This window comes from Novosphingobium sp. PP1Y (assembly GCF_000253255.1).
Classification (GTDB): domain Bacteria; phylum Pseudomonadota; class Alphaproteobacteria; order Sphingomonadales; family Sphingomonadaceae; genus Novosphingobium.
Genome location: NC_015580.1, coordinates 636,457 through 653,836 on the forward strand (window position 1 = coordinate 636,457; position 17,380 = coordinate 653,836).

At 65.5% G+C, this 17,380-nt stretch carries 15 protein-coding genes and 1 tRNA gene; 10 read left to right on the forward strand and 6 right to left on the reverse strand.

What is annotated here, in order from left to right; genetic code table 11:
• Nucleotides 1–38 precede the first annotated feature (38 nt).
• From PP1Y_RS09245 to tilS, 3 genes are all read left to right on the forward strand, one after another.
• Complete coding sequence (locus PP1Y_RS09245; RefSeq protein ID WP_013831996.1) at nucleotides 39–1,217, forward strand: helix-turn-helix domain-containing protein; 1,179 nt, start codon at nucleotides 39–41, stop codon at nucleotides 1,215–1,217.
• A gap of 203 nt (nucleotides 1,218–1,420) precedes the next feature.
• Entirely contained in the window at nucleotides 1,421–2,374 is a 954-nt protein-coding gene (locus tag PP1Y_RS09250; RefSeq protein WP_013831997.1) for a tol-pal system YbgF family protein, read from the forward strand.
• Nucleotides 2,355–3,368, forward strand: a complete 1,014-nt coding sequence (tilS, locus tag PP1Y_RS09255) for a tRNA lysidine(34) synthetase TilS (RefSeq protein ID WP_041558716.1) — start codon at nucleotides 2,355–2,357, stop codon at nucleotides 3,366–3,368. Before PP1Y_RS09250 ends, tilS begins: the two co-directional genes overlap by 20 nt.
• Nucleotides 3,369–3,371: 3 nt before the next feature.
• On the opposite strand, the gene PP1Y_RS09260 is transcribed toward tilS, so the two are convergent.
• Both PP1Y_RS09260 and PP1Y_RS09265 read right to left on the reverse strand, forming a co-directional pair.
• Nucleotides 3,372–4,046, reverse strand: a complete 675-nt coding sequence (locus PP1Y_RS09260; RefSeq protein WP_041558717.1) for a L,D-transpeptidase family protein — start codon at nucleotides 4,044–4,046, stop codon at nucleotides 3,372–3,374.
• 172 nt (nucleotides 4,047–4,218) lie between these two features.
• Nucleotides 4,219–4,857, reverse strand: coding sequence for a TetR/AcrR family transcriptional regulator (locus PP1Y_RS09265; RefSeq protein ID WP_013832000.1), 639 nt, complete (start codon nucleotides 4,855–4,857; stop codon nucleotides 4,219–4,221).
• Between the two features lie 111 nt (nucleotides 4,858–4,968).
• On the opposite strand from PP1Y_RS09265, the gene PP1Y_RS09270 reads away from it, so the two are divergent.
• The 7 genes from PP1Y_RS09270 to PP1Y_RS09300 all read left to right on the forward strand — a co-directional run bounded on the left by PP1Y_RS09270 (nucleotide 4,969) and on the right by PP1Y_RS09300 (nucleotide 13,031).
• A complete protein-coding gene (locus PP1Y_RS09270; protein ID WP_013832001.1) occupies nucleotides 4,969–7,335 on the forward strand; it encodes a TonB-dependent receptor in 2,367 nt (788 codons plus the stop codon).
• A 103-nt stretch (nucleotides 7,336–7,438) separates the two neighbouring features.
• The gene (locus tag PP1Y_RS09275) at nucleotides 7,439–8,311 is read left to right on the forward strand and encodes an alpha/beta fold hydrolase (RefSeq protein WP_013832002.1); all 873 of its coding nucleotides are present in this window, start codon (nucleotides 7,439–7,441) and stop codon (nucleotides 8,309–8,311) included.
• A gap of 1 nt (nucleotide 8,312) precedes the next feature.
• Complete coding sequence (locus tag PP1Y_RS09280) at nucleotides 8,313–9,584, forward strand: MFS transporter (RefSeq protein WP_013832003.1); 1,272 nt, start codon at nucleotides 8,313–8,315, stop codon at nucleotides 9,582–9,584.
• Between the two features lie 144 nt (nucleotides 9,585–9,728).
• Nucleotides 9,729–9,953 (forward strand): hypothetical protein, encoded by a 225-nt coding sequence (locus tag PP1Y_RS09285; protein ID WP_148274930.1) that lies wholly within the window; start codon nucleotides 9,729–9,731, stop codon nucleotides 9,951–9,953.
• 208 nt (nucleotides 9,954–10,161) lie between these two features.
• Nucleotides 10,162–11,517, forward strand: coding sequence for an NADP-specific glutamate dehydrogenase (gene gdhA / locus PP1Y_RS09290; protein ID WP_013832005.1), 1,356 nt, complete (start codon nucleotides 10,162–10,164; stop codon nucleotides 11,515–11,517).
• A gap of 17 nt (nucleotides 11,518–11,534) precedes the next feature.
• Entirely contained in the window at nucleotides 11,535–12,149 is a 615-nt protein-coding gene (locus PP1Y_RS09295) for a Pycsar system effector family protein (RefSeq protein ID WP_013832006.1), read from the forward strand.
• A gap of 309 nt (nucleotides 12,150–12,458) precedes the next feature.
• Complete coding sequence (locus PP1Y_RS09300; RefSeq protein WP_232512591.1) at nucleotides 12,459–13,031, forward strand: response regulator transcription factor; 573 nt, start codon at nucleotides 12,459–12,461, stop codon at nucleotides 13,029–13,031.
• A gap of 112 nt (nucleotides 13,032–13,143) precedes the next feature.
• Here the strand turns inward: PP1Y_RS09300 and PP1Y_RS09305 are convergent.
• The 4 genes from PP1Y_RS09305 to PP1Y_RS09320 form a co-directional block, all read right to left on the reverse strand.
• Nucleotides 13,144–13,219 (reverse strand) — tRNA-Thr (locus tag PP1Y_RS09305).
• 106 nt (nucleotides 13,220–13,325) lie between these two features.
• Nucleotides 13,326–15,056 (reverse strand): DUF885 domain-containing protein, encoded by a 1,731-nt coding sequence (locus PP1Y_RS09310; protein WP_041558719.1) that lies wholly within the window; start codon nucleotides 15,054–15,056, stop codon nucleotides 13,326–13,328.
• Between the two features lie 80 nt (nucleotides 15,057–15,136).
• Complete coding sequence (locus tag PP1Y_RS09315) at nucleotides 15,137–16,045, reverse strand: hypothetical protein (RefSeq protein ID WP_013832009.1); 909 nt, start codon at nucleotides 16,043–16,045, stop codon at nucleotides 15,137–15,139.
• Nucleotides 16,042–17,361 (reverse strand): replication-associated recombination protein A, encoded by a 1,320-nt coding sequence (locus PP1Y_RS09320; RefSeq protein ID WP_013832010.1) that lies wholly within the window; start codon nucleotides 17,359–17,361, stop codon nucleotides 16,042–16,044. The genes PP1Y_RS09315 and PP1Y_RS09320 overlap by 4 nt, the downstream gene beginning before the upstream one ends.
• Between the last annotated feature and the right edge of the window lie 19 nt (nucleotides 17,362–17,380).

Below are 17,380 nucleotides of genomic sequence, written 5' to 3' on the forward strand. Positions count from 1 at the left end.
ATCGGGGCCGTATCACCTCATGTCCCTTCGGGAGCGGAATGGAAGACGTCGAAAGCAACGGAGCGGCAGTATCGCCGACGACTGCGGGCAGCAGGCTGCGTCAGGCGCGTGAGGCTGCGGGGCTGACCCGCGCCGATATCGCCACGCAGACGAAGATTGCCGAACGCCATCTCATCGCCATCGAGGAAGATCGCTTCAACGATCTCGCGGCGCGGACATACGCCGTCGGGTTTTCGCGTGCCTACGCGCGCGCCCTCGGCATCGACGAAGTGGAAATCGCCGAGCAGGTTCGCGAACAGCTCCACGCGGGAGATCATTTGCGCTCCGAACTCGTCGAACCGAGCTTCGAGCCCGGCGATCCGGCCCGCGTTCCGCCAGTGCGCATGGCCTGGATCGCAGCGGCCGGCGTTGTCGTGGTGGTTGGCCTGCTGTTGGCCTTCTGGGGCAGCTTCCTTTCGCCCGAGGGCAAGTTGCCCGACCTGATCGCCGACAAGCCGGTGGCAACCGCCAGCAAGGCGCCTGTGCCGGGCCCGGCGGCCGCGCCCAGCCGGATGGCGGCGAACACGGGGCCGGTCGTGATGACCGCCACGGCCGACAGGGTCTGGGTCAAGGTCACTGACGCCGACGGCAAGCAGCTTCTGCAGAAGGAACTGGCGCTCGGCGAAAGCTGGACCGTGCCTCAGGATGCCGCGGGACCCGAACTGCGCACGGCTCGCCCTGACGCGCTGCAGTTGACGGTGGGCGGGCAGGCGGTGCCCGAGATCTCCGACAAGCCGACGCTGGTTTCAGGCATTTCCTTGGCGGCAGCCGATGTCCTCGCTCGGGGAGCGGGAGGTGCGGCAGGCGCGTCGACCCAGGCGGCCCCCGCGCCGGCCCAGACGCCGCGCACGATCGTCGCGCCGACGCGCGATCCGGTGCCGTCTGCGCAGGCGGATCGTCCCGGCACTTTGCCGACGCCCAGCCCTACACCGGTCGCGGCATCGCGGGCGCCAGCGCCGCTCGCATCACCGCGGGCTGCCGCGCCGCGCCCTGCGGTAACGGCATCCGCCACCGTGCGTGCGAAGCCCAGCGTTGCCGCTGCCGCACCGAGCGAGGCTGCATCGGCCAGGCCCGCGCCGCAAGCGAGGCCGACGTCCACAACTGCGCCTCTTCCGACGCCTTCGCCAACGCCCAGTCCGCGGCCGTCCGATCCTGCGGTTTCCACGGTTTCCGAGTAAGGCTGCCTCGACACACACGTCCGCTTTCTGCAAACATCCGGCGTATCGCGCATGGTTAATCGCCGGTTTTGCCGGCGCAGGCCAGAGTGCGATGCCATTGGGGGCAATGGCATCGGGGGCAATGGTGATGGGGCGGTGGGCCCCGACTTGGAGTAGATTTGGCGATGATTGGTTCACTTCGGGCTGGGCGAGGGATGCGGTTCATGAGCGGACGCCTACTGGCGACCTCGGTCGTTGCAGCCCTGCTGGTTTGCGGGACGGTGCCGGCTCTGGCGCAGGATTCCACGGAAGGCCGCCTGACCAAGGTCGAGGCCGAAGTTCGGGCCTTGCAGCGCAAGGTCTTCCCGGGCGGCGATGGCAAGTTCTTTGAGCCGCAGATCTCCACGCCTGCGCCTTCGGCGTCTAGCGGGCCGCAAGTGCCCACCAGCACGCCGGTGACCGACCTGCTCGGACGCATGGACGCGGTCGAGGCGCAGATGAGCCGCCTGACAGCGCAAGTGGAACAGAATACCAACCGCCTGAACCAGCTGGAAGCGAAGCTGGCGGCCGACGCGCCGGTCGCGGCCGCTTCGGGTGCGGCTTCGCTGGCGGCGACCTCGGCGCCCGCAACGAGCGCGCCTGCCGCCAACCTCTCTACGATGAGCGGCGTCGCCAACCAGCCATCCTCGCTTAACCGAACTCCGGTAACGGCCAAGCCGTCCGCGCCAGCGGTTCCTTCCGCGTCCCGCCTTCAGGCGGTGCAGGCCATCGTCAAGCCGCAGACGGACGATCCGGCCGACGATGAGTACAGCTACGGCTACCGTCTCTGGGATGCCAAGTTCTATCCCGAGGCGGAGCAGCAGCTGAAGCTGTTCCTCGAAAAGTACCCGAAGAGCAGCCGTGCAAGCTGGGGACGCAACCTTCTGGGCCGCGCTTATCTCGACGATGGCAATGCGCTCGAGGCGGCCAAGTGGTTCGTCCAGAACTACCAGGCCGACAAGAACGGCGAGCGTGCGCCTGACAGCCTGCTCTACCTGGCGGTTTCGATGAAGCAGCTCAAGGATACCAAGCGCGCCTGTATCGCGCTGGCCGAATTCAGCCAGACCTATGCGGCCGAAGCGGCAGGTCGTCTCAAGAGCCTGTACGACGCCACGCGCAATGGACTCTCCTGCAGCTGATCCCTCGGCCGCGAGGCTGATTCCTCAGGCCGAGCGCGTAGCCCGGTTCCGCGAGGGACTGGCCGCGCTCTGGCCCGAGGCGATCGATGCGCAGCCCGCACGACTGGCGATTGCGGTGTCGGGCGGCCCTGACAGTACGGCGCTGCTCCTCCTCGCCGCTGCGGCGCTGCCGGGCCGGGTCGGGGCGGCAACCGTCGATCACGGCCTGCGCCCCGAAAGCGCGCAGGAAGCGGCCGACGTCGCCGCGCTATGTGCGCGCCTGGGCGTGCCGCACGAAACGCTTCGGGTCGAGGTGGCGCCCGGGAATGTCCAGGCCGAGGCGCGCAGCGCCCGGTATGCGGCGCTTGCCCGATGGATCGAGGCGCGGCAGCTGGCGGCGCTGGCGACCGCGCATCATGCCGACGATCAGGCCGAGACGCTGCTGATGCGCCTGAACCGGGCGAGCGGAGTCGCCGGGCTGGCCGGTACCCGCGGGCGCGGGCAGGTGCCCGATAGCGACATTCCCTTGCTGCGCCCGGTGCTCGGCTGGCGCCGCTCGGAATTGGCCGAGGTAGTAGCCGAGGCCGGAATCCCGGCGGCGCAGGACCCCAGCAATGCGGACGACAAATATGATCGGGTGCGGGTGCGCAAGGCACTTGCCGATGCCGATTGGCTCGATGTTTCCGCGATCGCCCAGAGCGCGCAGTACATTGCCGAGGCCGATGCCGCGCTCGATTGGATGGCGGCGCTCGAATGGCGTTCGTGCGTCAAGAAGGAGCCGATGGGCCTGGGCTACCGGCCGCAGGCGCCGCGTGCCGTCGTCCTGCGGGTGCTTGCCCGGATCGTGCGTGAACTGGACGGAGCGGAGCCGCGCGGCAGTGCAGTGGCGCGGCTGTTCGAGACGCTGGTTCAGGGCAGTCCGGCGTCGATTGGCGCGCTTGTCGTGCGTCCCAATGCCGGGCGCTGGAGTTTCAGCAAGGCGCCGGTGCGCGCGGCCCGCCGCCCCAGGGCCTGACGGTCACGCGCCGACGAGGCTGTCGCCCATGCCAACCTGCTTGCCGCGGGTGATGTAGACCTTGTCGCCCAGCTTCGTGGTCCGGAACAGCTTGGCGGCGAAAGGCTCGGGCATGCCGATGCAGCCGTGGCTGGCATAGCCCAGCTCGACCTTGGAGCCGTGCAGGGTGATGCCGTCGTCGGTCAGCCGCTGCATGTAGGGCATCGGTGCGCCGGTGTAGATGTTGGACACGTGGTCCTTGTCCTTCTGCGTGATCGGGAAGACGCCGAGCGGGGTGGGCTTGTCCTCGGTGCCGAGCAGCACGGCAGTCGCGCCGATCTCGTAGCCGTTGCGGAACACGGAAAGGACGCGGGCGTCGAGGTCCACGGTCACGACGATCGGACCGTCGGGGACATCGGTGTCGTCCCAGTGCCATTCGCCGTACTTGATCGGGCCGTCGATGGGCAGGATCCGCTTGATCACGAAAGGCTCGTCGGCCTTGGCGACAGGCGTTGCGGCCTGTGCGGCGAGGGCTTCGGAGGCAGGGGCCACCGTTGCCGGATCGGCCTTGGCCGCTGCCACGCGGGCTTCGGAGAGCGATGCGGGCTGCGGCTTGTCGGGAGACGCGGCAAGCATCAGGACGCCGGCAATGACGGCCAGGGCGATAAAGCCCGAAGCGAGGAGGATGCGTCCGTTCACGTAGTCCTGTCCTTGACGAATCTGCCGGTACCGTTCTGGCGATGATCGCTTAAAACGGCGTGAAGTACCAGCGGCGCGGGGGCGCTGTCCCCTTGGAGGACTGCCGGGCCGCAAAAGTTAACGGCCACACTCCGGTGCCTGATCAAGCCATCGAGGGCCGCTGCGCGGCTTCTCAGTCGCCCTTGGGGCGGGCGATGCCTTCGCGCAGGATCGAGCAGGCCAGTTCCGCCATTTCGTCCGGATTGGTTTCGTCGGACCACACCATGTAGCGCAGGCCGAGGAAGACGTTCATGCCCATGATCGCCCAGGCGTGGGCTTCGCCCAGGTCCTCGCGCAATTCGCCGCTGGCGATACCGGCCTTGAGCCTGTCGGTCATGCGCGCTGCCGTTGTTTCGTAGTGCGCGCGGAAGGCGGCGGGATCGACGAATTCGCACTCGTCTATGATCCGGTAGATCTCCTTGTGCTCACGCGCGAAGTGCAGGAACGCCCCGAGGGCAGCGCGTTCGCGGTCGAGCGCGGGAAGGGGCGGCTCCAGGGCCTTCTTGGCTGCCTCGCGCACTTTGCCGCTCATGTCGTCGACGAGCGCGCGGAAGATCTCATCCTTCGAATCGAAGTAGGTGTAGAAACTGCCCAGCGCCGTTCCGGCCCTTCGGGTGATTCCCGTTATCGATGCCTCGTGAAACCCGTGCTCGCCGAATTCGAGCGCCGCGGCGTCGAGCAACTTGCGCAGCGTCTTTCGTCCCCGCTCGGTTCTGGGAGCCTTGTCGGAGGGGGCGGAAATCTTGGGTTCGGGCGCATCTGCTGTGGTCACAATGCCACAGCTATCCCCTTCAATGGCGATTGGCAAATCTTCAATGTTGAAACCTGATTCAACTCTCGGTATCGATAGCGGCAACGACAAGGTTCATTGGGAGGTGAAGTGATGCTCAAGGCGCATTTTCTCACATTCGGTTGCAGTACTCTGGCTCTTGCCGGATCGCTGGGGCTGGCCGCTCCGGCTCTCGCTCAGGATGCGCAGGCAGCAGCCGAAGCGCAGGAGACGACCGGCGCTGAAATCATCGTGACGGCCCGCCGCCGCGAGGAGCGCCTCGTCGACGTGCCGATTGCGGTTACCAGCTTCAGCGGCGCCCAGCTCGAGAAGTCCGGCGCGATCGATGTCACCGACATCGCGCAGTCGGCCCCCAACGTCACGCTGGAGCCCTCGCGCGGAACCAACTCGACGCTTTCCGCCTTCATCCGCGGTGTTGGCCAGCAGGATCCGGTTTCCGGTTTCGAACAGGGCGTGGGCATCTATCTCGACGACGTCTACCTCAACCGTCCGCAGGCCGCAGTACTCGACATCTACGATGTCGAACGCATCGAAGTGCTGCGCGGACCGCAGGGCACGCTCTACGGTCGCAACACGATCGGCGGCGCGGTCAAGTACGTGACCAAGCAATTGCCGCAGGACTTCTACGTCAAGGTCAAGGGCACCATCGGCACTTACGACCAGGTCGATGGCGTCGTGACGGTTTCCGCCCCGATCAGCGACCTCGTGCGCGTGGGCGGTTCGGTAGCGCGGCTCACCCGCGACGGCTTCGGCAAGAACCTCACTACCGGGGCGGAGAATTACAACAAGAACGTCTGGGCGGCGCGCGGCAGCCTCGACATCGGCGGCTACGGTGCGCCGGTGCTGATCCGCATTTCCGGCGACTACACCCACGACAAGTCGAATGCCCGCGGCGGCCATCGCCTGATCCCCGGCTTCGCTTCGGGCGCGCCGGTCCTTTCCGATGTGTTCGATACGCGCGGCGGCCTGACCGATCCGAAGCAGGACGTCGAGGCCTATGGCTTTGCCATCAACGCCACGGCCGAGCTGACCGACGCGCTGACGTTCAAGTCGATCAGTTCTTGGCGCAAGGACAACAGTGCCTCGCCGATCGACTTCGATGCGCTGCCGACCGTCGACCTCGATGTGCCGGCGTTCTATCACAACGAGCAGGTCAGCCAGGAATTCCAGCTGCAGTGGGATGACGGCGGGCCGCTGCAGGGTCTTGTCGGCGTCTATTATCTCGACGCCACGGCCGACACCTACTTCGACAGCCGGCTCTACACGACCTTTGCCGATGTCCTGCCGATGCTCACCGGTCATACCGAAGCCGACGTCGGTACCAAGACTTACGCGATCTTCGGCGATTTCACTTATGACCTGACCGATCAGTTCAGCCTGTCGCTTGGCGGGCGCTACACCTGGGACAAGCGTAAGGCGAACATCCTCAAGCAGAACTATATTCTCGGCGGCTCGGCAGGCTTCCAGAATCCGGGCGTGCTGTTCTCGACCGACACCGACTTCAGCGGCAGCAACGAATTCAAGAAGTTCACGCCGCGCGTGTCGCTCAGCTTCAAGCCCAGCGCCGATCACAACATCTACGCCAGCTATTCCAAGGGCTTCAAGGGCGGCGGCTTCGATCCGCGCGGCGTCGGCAAGAACGCCAACGACCTCGATGGCGACGGCAGCCTGAGCGATGCCGAAATCGCCCAGTACCTCAGCTTCAAGCCGGAGACGGTCGACAGCTACGAGCTGGGCTACAAGGGCAACCTGCTCGGCGGCGCGCTCTATGTTGCCGGTGCGATCTTCCGCATGGATTACACCGACATCCAGATCCCCGGATCGGTTGCCTGCACGGTGAATGGCGTGCCGACCTTCTGCGGTGTCGTTTCCAACGCCGGCAAGGCGAGGATGCAGGGCGCGGAACTGGAGGCCAATGCCCGCCTGGCACGCGACCTCGTCGCCTCAGGGGACCGGCTGAATTTCTCGACCGCGATCGGTTACATCGATGCCAAGTTCAAGAAGTACGAGACGCTGATCGGCGGGCAGACTGTCGACGTCGCGCAGTATCGCAATATCCAGAATACGCCCAAGTGGACCGCCAGCGGAACGCTGTCTTACTCGACCCCGGTCGGCGAGGGCGATCTCAGCATGTCGACGACGGTGTCCTACCGCTCGAAGACCCACCAGTTCGAGTTCCCCAGCCCCTATCTCGACCAGAAGGGTTATGCCCTGTGGGATGCCAGCCTGGTCTATTCCGCGCCGGGCAGCGGCTGGAGCATCGGCCTGCACGGCAAGAACCTGCTCGACAAGGAATACATCACTTCGGGCTACAGCTACATCTCGCAGAACGAAGAGACGGGCGCGGTCAATCTGGGTGCCAATGGCTACCCGATCCCGACGCTCGGCAGCGAAGGTACGCTGACTGCGTTCTACGGCAATCCGCGCCAGGTCTTCCTCACCGCGACAGTGGAATTCTGATCGGGGCAACTGCGCGGCAGCCTGGCGGGGTCTTCGTCTCCACCCTTACGGAGCACCCCCCGCAAGATCCCGCCAGGTCCGCTGCAGGTGAAAGGATTGTTCGATGGACTACCGCGACCACCGCTATCGCAGCGCCTGCGGGCGCCTTGAGCTGGCCGCGCGCGATTATCCCGCAGCCGCGGGCGACGAGGCCCCGGTCCTGCTGATGATGCATGGCCTGACCCGCAACAGTGCGGATTTCGAGCCGCTCGCAGCGCACCTGGCCGGCACTTACCGGCTGATCGTGCCCGACCAGCGCGGACGGGGCCTCTCCGACCGGGACCCCGATCCTGCGCAATACCGGCCGGACGTCTACGCACAGGACATGCTGGCCCTGCTCGATGGACTGGGTATCGAGCGCGTCGGCATGATCGGGACTTCGATGGGTGGGCTGATGGCGCTGATCATCAACGCGCTGCGGCCCGAACTCGCATCGGCCGTGGTGTTCAACGATATCGGCCCGGTTCTCGAGGACGAAGGGCTGGATCGCATCAAGAGCTATGTTGGCCCGCGCGGGGCGATGGCCTCCTGGACCGAAGCCGCAGCCCGGTGCCGTGCGATCAACGCGCCCGCCTTCCCCGATTTCGGCAGCGCAGACTGGATGGCCTTTGCCAGGCGCACTTGCGCCGAGAATGCCGATGGCACCGTTTCCTTCGCTTACGATCCGGCGATCTCGCAGGGCTTTTCGGACGAGGACGCGACTGTCGTACCGCCCGACCTGTGGCCCTTGTGGGACCTGCTCGACCGGATGCCGGTGCTTGTCATTCGCGGTGCGCTGTCCGATCTCCTGTCGAGAGCGACGGTCGAGGAGATGGCCAGTCGGCACAGGGGGCCTTATGCCGCCGTGGAAGTGCCGCGCGTCGGCCATGCCCCGATCCTCGATGAGCCTGCGGCCCTGCCGGCCATCAGGTCCTTCTGCCAGGAGCACGTGAACTGAGATGACCAGCACTGCGCCCCGGCGACTGGCTTCGCCCAATCTCGTTCTGGCGATGCTGCTGCTGGTCTATGTGTTCAACTTCGTCGACCGCCAGATCCTCGCGATCCTGGCCGCACCGATCCAGGCCGATCTCGGTCTCGACGACGCGCAGATGGGGATGCTCGGCGGGCTTGCCTTCGCCATCCTCTATTCGACGCTGGGCGTGCCGCTGGCGTGGTTGGCTGACCGCACGAGCCGGTCCTGGGTGATAGCCGGATCGCTGGTGATCTGGAGCCTGTTCACGGCGGTCTGCGGCGCGGCGCAGGGTTTCTGGCACATCTTCCTCGCCCGGCTTGGCGTCGGCGTCGGGGAGGCGGGCGGGGTTGCCCCATCCTATGCCGTGATCGGCGATCATTTTCCCAGCGAACGCAGGGCCTTCGCGCTCTCGGTCTATTCGCTGGGCATTCCGCTGGGTTCGGCAACCGGCGTGCTGGCCGGAGGCTATGTTGCGGCAAGGGTGGACTGGCGCGCGGCCTTTCTCGTCGTTGGCATTGCCGGGCTGCTGATTGCGCCGCTTTTCAAGTTCGTCGTGCGCGATCGCCCCAAGCCTGCCGCCCCGGCGTCTCCGGCAGACGGGGAGGGCGTGCGCTTCCTCGCGATCGCGGCCTTGCTCGCCCGCAAGCGCGGCTTCTGGCTGCTTTCGTTCGGCGCCGCCTCCAGCTCGATGCTGGGCTACGGCCTCGCTTTCTGGCTGCCCAGCCTGCTCCAGCGCAGCTTCCACCTCGATCTGGTCGAGACGTCCTGGTTCATCGGCGCGGTTCTGCTCCTGGGCGGAAGCGTGGGCGTGCTGTCGGGCGGGCTGCTCGCCGACCGTCTCGGCCGGGCCAACCGTGCCTTCTACGCCTGGGTGCCGGCGATGGCGTTCGTGGCTGCCGTGCCCCTGTTCGCCGGGGGCATCTGGACTTCGAGCGTGCCGCTCGCCTTCCTCATGTTCCTCGTCCCGCAGGCACTGGCCTATATCTGGCTCGGACCGGTGACCTCGGCGATCCAGCATCTCGTCGAACCGCCCGCCCGGGCCACGGCATCGGCATTGTTCCTGCTGATCAACAACCTGATCGGGCTGGGCGGCGGCATCTATGCGCTGGGCGCTCTCTCCACGGCGCTGGCGCCGGTCTATGGCGAGGAATCGCTGCGCTATTCGATGCTCTTCGGTCTCGTCCTCTACCTGATCGCCGCCGTGCTCATGGCGCTGGCGGGCCCGGCATTGCGGCGCGAATGGGTGTCCGAAGGCTGATCCGCTCGGCCTGCACCGGGCGCAAAACCGCCCGCTCCTGCGTTGCAATCGCGCGCTTATCGACTACCAATTGGCAGTAGCGGGCCTGTCCGGAAGCATCCGGGCAGGGCGGTGATGCTGGTTCAGGTAACGAGGGGACGCTTCGTGAAACTACTCAAGTGGGCCGTTGGTGGCGCTGGCGCTTACGCGATCTACAGGTACTCGATCGGTCGCAAGGCCAAGGGGGAGGACGTGTTCGTCTCCCCTGAGAAGGAGCTTGAGAAGATTGCCCGGGACAGCGAGCCCGAGGCGCCTGCAAAGCCCAAGGCCAAGCCGACGGCCAAGCCCAAATCGGCCGCTGCCAAGCCGCCGGCCAAACCCGCCAGGTAATGGCGGGCGCTCCTGCGCTCGGGCACTCTGCTGGCCGGCGCCGCAGCCGTGGGTCAGGCCTGCTTTCGCAATCGCCGCGCCGGTGTTTCCCAAATCAACGACTTGTCCACTTTAGCTCTGTACGGCCTTGATCCGCAGTCGTATTCTGACGCAGGAGAACTGTGCGAACGACGCGGGAAGTACTGAATATAGTAAAGGGAGATTAATTATGGCCATCACCGACCACGTTGATTTCAACGCTTTTATGGAGGGCGTGAAGCGCCGTAATCCCTACCAGCCCGAATTCGTTCAGGCCGTGCAGGAAGTCGCGGAAGACATCTTCGAATTTATCGCCGATAAGGAACAGTATCACGAGCAGCAGATCCTGCGGCGCATTGCCGAGCCGGACCGCGTCGTTTCCTTCCGTGTCTGCTGGGAAGACGACAACGGCAACATCCGCGTCCAGCGCGGTTGGCGCGTGCAGAACAACAATGCCATCGGCCCGTACAAGGGCGGTCTGCGCTTCCATCCCAGCGTCAACGAAAGCGTCCTGAAGTTCCTGGCCTTCGAGCAGACCTTCAAGAACGCGCTTACCGGCCTGCCGATGGGCGGCGGCAAGGGGGGCTCGAACTTCAATCCGAAGGGTAAGTCGGTGCGCGAGATCATGCGCTTCTGCCAGTCCTTCATGACCGAACTCTATCGCCACATCGGTGCCGACGTCGACGTTCCCGCCGGTGACATCGGCGTGGGCGGGCGCGAGATCGGCTACATGTTCGGCCAGTACAAGCGCATCACCAACCACTTCACCGGAGTGCTGACCGGCAAGGGTCTGGAATACGGCGGATCGCTGATCCGTCCCGAGGCGACCGGCTACGGCGCAGTCTATTTCCTGGCCGAGATGCTGGCGGCGCGCGGGCTCGACCTCGACGGCAAGACTGCCGTCATCTCCGGTTCGGGCAACGTGGCGACCCATGCGGCGGAGAAGATCGTCCACATGGGCGGCAAGCCGGTGACGCTCTCGGACTCCGGCGGGTTCATCTACGATCCCGATGGACTGACCCTCGATAAGATAAACTGGGTCAAGCACCACAAGACTCACCGCCGCGGCCGCATCAGCGAGTACGTGGACGAGTTCAAGGGCGCCTCGTATCACGAGGGCAAGACGCCGTGGAACGTCGCCTGCGACGTTGCGCTGCCCTGCGCGACGCAGAACGAACTGAACGGCGCGGATGCCCGCGCGCTCGTCGCCAATGGCTGCATCGCCGTTTCGGAAGGTGCGAACATGCCTTCCGACCTCGAAGCGGTGCACGTCTTCAAGGACGCCAAGATCATGTTCGCCCCGGGCAAGGCTGCCAATGCCGGCGGCGTGGCGGTGTCGGGTCTCGAAATGAGCCAGAATTCCGGGCGCCGTCCCTGGACCGAGGCGGAACTGCAGCAGATGCTCAAGGACATCATGTCCGGCATCCATGCCCGCTGCCTGACTTACGGCGAACGCGGTGGCGGCTATGTCGATTACGTTCGCGGCGCCAATATCGCCGGGTTCAAGAAAGTCGCCGATGCCATGCTGGCGTTCGGCGTGGTGTAACAGGGCTGGAGGGGCGCATGTCCGAAACGGTGAAGCCAGAGGAAGCCGCTTCGGACGTGCCTGCCTGCCATGGACCCGCCCGCCATGAGCCCGACCGCAGGCAGGCCGGGCTCTACGACGACAGGACCTATTCGGTGCACGCCATCCACATGGTGCGCACTGCCATGACCAATCACGCCGTGCTCAGCCAGATGGCCGATCACAAGGCGAATATCCTCATGGGCGTGACATTCCTCGTGTTCACCTTGTCGGTGAGCGCGTTCGGCGGCGGCAACTACCGCGTCTCGCTGCTCATCCTCGTCCTCTCCGCTTTCCTGTCGGCGCTGTTCGCGATGGCGGCGGTGACGCCAAAGGTGACTCCGCCAAAGTTGTCGGACGACGAGCTGGACAATCTTCTCTTCTTCGGGGTCTTTACCGGATTGCCGCAGGAGGAATTCATCGACCGTGCCATGCAGCGTGCAGAAACCGATGGCCGGGTGCTGAGCACGATGTTGCGGGACATCTACCAGAACGGCGTGGTGCTCCAGCGCAAGAAGTATCGCTATCTTTCCTATGCCTTCCGAACCTTTCGGATCGGTCTGGTTCTGGCGTTCGCCGCCTTCGTGCTGGAAGCTGCGGTCCCTATCTTTTGATTCGCGTCGAGGTGCCGGGATGAAAAAAATCTCGTCTTGCGACAGAAAATCACCTTGACGAAAATCATTTCTTTGCAATTGCTTGGGTGATTCTTTCACGAATTTAATTCGCTGCGAGCCTTGGCTACGTGCAATTACGTAGTTGCCCAATCTCACCTCATCGAGATAACTCGAGATATAGCCAAAATGGGGTGGATGAACGTGGGGATCGCACCGAACGGTGCGGGCGAGGCCCCTGTTCGTCCAGCGGATTGGACAAAAACATGGGGTCGCAAGCCAATGTACCAAGGGAATTTCCACCTGTTTCTGGTGGATCAGAATCAAAAGCGCCGCGCGACGGTGAGCTACGAAATGTCGAAGCGTGGCATCTATATCGTTCCTTTCGAAGCGGTTGAGGAACTGGCATCGCGCTGGCCCGATGCGGGCATGATTCTCATCGCGGACGACAACAACAACATCGCCACGCTCACCCACCTCATGCTGCAGATGGAGAAATGGCTTCCCTTCGTCGCCTTTGCTGAAAATCCGACGACGTCGCAGATCGTGCGGGCCGTGAATGAAGGTGCGGTGGGCTACAGCGACAGCCCGACCAATGTCGACGAATTCTGCAAGACGGTCGAGGAAGCGCGCGTCTCCATAGACCGCATCGGCCACATCCGCGCGCGCGCGATCCGGGCCAAGAAGTCGATCGAAAGCCTGACGCGCCGTGAAATGGAAGTGCTGGAAGGTCTTGCCCAGGGTCTGACCAACCGCGCCGTCGCCGAGCAGCTCGAAATCAGCCACCGGACCGTGGAAATCCACCGCGCGAACCTGCTCACCAAGCTGGGCGATGTCGGCATCAACGCCGCAATCCGCCTGCTCATCGAGGCGCGCATCATCTGAAGCTGCGTCCCCGGGCGCCTCAAGGGCGGTACCGACAAATCGAGAAGTTTACACAGGCCCGTCCGAACCGCTTGGTTTGGGCGGGCCTGTTGGCTCTATCGGGAAGGGAAAATGGTGCCGGCTACAGGATTCGAACCCGTGGCCCCCTGATTACAAATCAGGTGCTCTACCAACTGAGCTAAGCCGGCCCGGTGCGGCGCGCTGTCGCGGCTGCACGAAACAAGTCCGGCGCCCTTACCGCGAGGCAGGGGCGCCGGTCCAGAGTTTTATGCGTTGGGTGCAAACGCTTTTGGATCAGAAGACCGCGTGCGGTGCGTCTTCGTGCATCATCGCCTGGCGAACCAGAGGGATCGGCGGGCCGCCGTAGCTCAGGAAGCTGTCGTGGAACTGCTTCCATGCGCCGCGACCGCCACGGCTGGCGGTCCAGTCGTCGCGCAGCTTGCGGATCATCAGCTTGCCCAGCGTGTAGTTGAGGTAGGCCGGGTCGTAGGTCCCGCGCGCGGCCTGCTGTTCGGCCGTGCCCTCGTCCTGGTAGCATTCGTCCATGAACATGCGCTTGGACTGCTCCTGCGTCATGCCGCGGGCGTGCAGCCCGATGGCTGACAGATAGCGGCAGTTGCGCAGCAGGGCGTTGGAGAGCTGGCCGACGTGGACGCCGGGATCGCCGTCACCGAGGCCCGCATCCCACATCATTTCCTCGGCATAGTGCGCCCACCCTTCGGCGAAGGCATAGCCCACCCACAGGCGGCCCACCCATGACGGCGAGCGGTTCGAGTGGAGGAACTGCAGGAAGTGGCCGGGCATGACTTCATGGACCGAGGTGAACAGCAGGTCGTTCTTGCCCGGAATGTAGTCCTGCTGCTTCTGCTTGGACCACGAAGGGTCCGGCGGCGAGATGTAATAGATCGAGGGGATGCCCTTCTCGAACGGTCCGGGCGGGTCGATGTAGGCGGAGTTCTGCCGGTTGTAGGGCGGGCTTTCCTCGACCAGCGCCTGCTCGGTTCCCGGGATCGTCACCAGGTCGTGCGCGCGCACGAAGGCAGTGAGATCGGGGATCTGCTTGCGCGCGGCGGTGACCGGTCCACCCTCTGGCTTGTCGGCCCGCATCTTGTCGAAACAGCCCTGGATGTCCTTGCCCGGGGCATAGGCGGCGCAGGCTTTCTTCAGCGCCTCCTGGTTGCGCTTGAGATCGGCCTGACCCACCGCTTCAAGCTCGTCCAGCGGGGCATCGACCGCTTCGGTCGCGGCCAGCATGCGCGAGAAACGCTCGGCTCCCAGCGCGAAGTCCTGCGTCGGCGTGGCTGCGGCGAGCCAGTCGGCGAGTTGTTGCATGGCATTTGCCGCAGCTTCGGACGTGGCCTTGAACTCGGCCTGCAGCGCAGGGTCCTGTACGTCGGCAAAGGCTGCGCGGGCATCGCCGCGATAGTACTCCGCGAAACCGCCGAAGCCGGCGACGCCCAGCTTGATGAAGCTGGCGGGCATCTGGGGCTTGAGGTTGGCGCGGATGTTCTTCGCGGCAGTCGGCACCGCCTTGAAGAAACCGATCATGGCCTTCATCCGCGTTGCCTTGTCGGCATAGTTGCGGCTGACATAGACGTTCGGGTCGAGCCCGCCGTTGATGTACCAGGTTGGGTTTGTGTGCGGCTGGTCGGCATCTTCGATCCAGAAGAGGCTGCCCTTGGCAACCTGCACCAGGTAATCGCGCTCGAACCTGTCGGCGTCGGACAGGCCGGTGAAGGCGTTCGCCCGGTCGATGACCGAGTGGAGGAAGGCGGCACGTTTGGCGAGACCGGCTTCGCTCCAGTCGGGCAGCCTGCCGTCGAACTGGTGTGCGCCCTGATAGACGGCGAAGGCAGGGTCCTGGATCATCCAGTCGTCGATGGTCTTCTGGACGAAGGCCTTCCACGCGCTTGCCGGAGCCTCGGCCGCAGGTGCGGCCGCCATCGGCGCTTCGGGAGGGGGCGCGGCGGTTGCACAGGCTCCCATTGCAAGGCAGGCCAGACCTGCCAGCAGTTTGTGTTTCATGTGATAGTGTGTCCCTATCGGTTTGGTGGAGCGACGCCCGGACCGGGGGGAGGGGCGCCCTCGATGGGACAGGTTGTGGTCTATACCGCGCCGAAGGTCCAGCCCTCGGTGCAGGCCAATTCCGGCGTCAGTTCAGCCGGTTGCCAGAGTGCCGGATCGCAGGCGGCGCGGCGCAGCCAGGCGGCGGTGAGCAGCGCGTCGCTGGTGTGATCGTCGATCGCGCCGCTGCCCCGGGCGGGCGGGGAACCCAGCGCCGCGAGCGCGTCAGCCAAGGCCTCGAACGTCGTCATCTTGGCGCGGGAAGGCGAGCGGCCTGCCGCTACGGCGGCCAGCGTCGTGTAGATCTCGACGATGACGGACCCGCGCGCCGGCAGCGGGTCGATGGGCCAGACCGGCACTGTGCCGCCAAGGCGATGGAGCATGCGCATCCCGGTCAGGCTGGACTTGCCGACTTGTGCCGCGCCGACGAGGTTGAAGTTCGAATAGGGCTTGCAGCCCGCGCGGGCCTGCGCCTCCTCGGTCACGCGCATCCGCCCGCGCCGATGTGCCGCGCCGGGCAGGTGGAATTGCTGGCCCTCCCGCCCGCCGTGACGGCGAAAATAGGCGCTGGCCCTGGCGTGGTCGACGAAACTGGTGGCGCATAGGTCCGCATCGCCCGCGCAGACCGCATCGATCAGCGCCCAGAGCGCGCGGGCATCGCCGGGGCTTTCGTTCCAGCCGGGGAAGAAGGCCCCGGCGTCGGCGAAAGGCAGCGAGATGCCGAGGTCGAGCCCGACCAGGGTGTCGTCGGGCAGGTCGTGCAATAGATGATCGAGTACGTCCTGCCGCGACCAGACGGCGTGATTGCGCGGGCGCACGATTTGCGGCGCTGCGCCGCTGAGGTCGCACAGGCCGACCGCGATGCCTTTCTGGCGCGGGCCGACAGCGCCGGACCAGTCGATCGCCATGAAGTGGCGAAAGCGCGGCCCGCCATGCGCCGCGGCGTTCACTGCTCGCGCCGCTCGGCGCGCTTGCGGTTCCACCAGTCGATGCGCTTGAGGATCTCGCGTTCGAAACCGCGCTCTACCGGCGCATAGTAGGTCTGCGGAGCCATCTCTTCGGGCCAGTAATTGTCGCCGGAAAAGCCGTCGGGCGCGTCGTGGTCGTAGGCGTAGTCCTTGCCGTAGCCGATGTCCTTCATAAGCTTGGTCGGCGCGTTCAGGATGTTGGCCGGCGGGCTGAGCGAACCGGTTTCCTTTGCGCTGCGGAACGAGGACTTGAACGCCATGTAGGCCGCATTCGATTTGGGGGCGGTGGCGAGGTAGAGGCAGGCCTGCACGATCGCCAGTTCGCCTTCGGGCGAGCCGAGGAATTCGTAGGCATCCTTGGCAGCAAGGCACTGGACGAGGGCCTGGGGATCGGCCAGTCCGACGTCTTCCGAGGCGAAACGCACCAGGCGGCGCAGGACGTAGAGCGGTTCCTCGCCCGCCGTCAGCATTCGGGCGAGATAGTAGAGCGCGGCCTGCGGATCGGATCCGCGCAGGCTTTTGTGCAGCGCCGAGATCAGGTTGTAGTGGCCGTCGCGGTCCTTGTCATAGACGGCCACGCGCCGCTGCAGGAACTGGCCGAGCCCGGCCGGGTCGAGCTTTTCCGCGATCTTGGCGGCATAGAGCGTCTCGGCCTGATTGAGCAGGAAGCGGCCATCGCCGTCGGCCGATGCGATCAGCGCCTCACGCGCCGCGGCATCGAGGGGGAGGGGGCCTTCCAGCGCCTCGGCCTTGTCGATCAGCGCACCCAGCGCCCCGGCGTCGAGGCGGTGCAGGATCAGCACTTGCGCCCGGCTCAGGAGGGCGGCGTTGAGCGCGAAGCTGGGGTTCTCGGTCGTCGCCCCGACGAGGGTGACGGTGCCGCGCTCGACGAAGGGCAGGAAGCCATCCTGCTGGGCCCGGTTGAAGCGGTGGATCTCGTCCACGAATAGCAGGGTGCGTTGCCCGGCCCTTGCGGCCACTTCGGCCTCTGCGAAGGCCTTCTTGAGGTCTGCCACCCCGGAAAAGACGGCGGAGACCGCGGCAAAGCGCATGCCCACGGCATCGGCCAGCAGGCGCGCCGTGCTCGTCTTGCCGGTGCCGGGCGGACCCCACAGGATCATCGAGGACAGGCGTCCGGCCGCGACCATGCGTCCGATCGCGCCTTCCGGACCGGTCAGGTGCTCCTGCCCGACCACGTCGGCCAGCGTGCGCGGTCGCAGCCGGTCGGCGAGCGGAGCATCCTCGCGCGGTTCGTCGGGAGGCGTTGCGGGAATATCTTCGGCAAACAGGTCGGCCATGGGGCCTATCTAGCGAGAG

Bases quoted from the DNA above. Each gene is read 5' to 3' on its own strand.
- PP1Y_RS09295 (WP_013832006.1), top strand. From the start codon at position 11,535: ATGTCCGAAACGGTGAAGCCAGAGGAAGCCGCTTCGGACGTGCCTGCC.
- PP1Y_RS09310 (WP_041558719.1), bottom strand. From the start codon at position 15,056: ATGAAACACAAACTGCTGGCAGGTCTGGCCTGCCTTGCAATGGGAGCC.
- PP1Y_RS09250 (WP_013831997.1), top strand. From the start codon at position 1,421: ATGAGCGGACGCCTACTGGCGACCTCGGTCGTTGCAGCCCTGCTGGTT.
- PP1Y_RS09245 (WP_013831996.1), top strand. From the start codon at position 39: ATGGAAGACGTCGAAAGCAACGGAGCGGCAGTATCGCCGACGACTGCG.
- tilS (WP_041558716.1), top strand. From the start codon at position 2,355: ATGGACTCTCCTGCAGCTGATCCCTCGGCCGCGAGGCTGATTCCTCAG.
- PP1Y_RS09270 (WP_013832001.1), top strand. From the start codon at position 4,969: ATGCTCAAGGCGCATTTTCTCACATTCGGTTGCAGTACTCTGGCTCTT.
- PP1Y_RS09275 (WP_013832002.1), top strand. From the start codon at position 7,439: ATGGACTACCGCGACCACCGCTATCGCAGCGCCTGCGGGCGCCTTGAG.
- gdhA (WP_013832005.1), top strand. From the start codon at position 10,162: ATGGCCATCACCGACCACGTTGATTTCAACGCTTTTATGGAGGGCGTG.
- PP1Y_RS09320 (WP_013832010.1), bottom strand. From the start codon at position 17,361: ATGGCCGACCTGTTTGCCGAAGATATTCCCGCAACGCCTCCCGACGAA.
- PP1Y_RS09280 (WP_013832003.1), top strand. From the start codon at position 8,313: ATGACCAGCACTGCGCCCCGGCGACTGGCTTCGCCCAATCTCGTTCTG.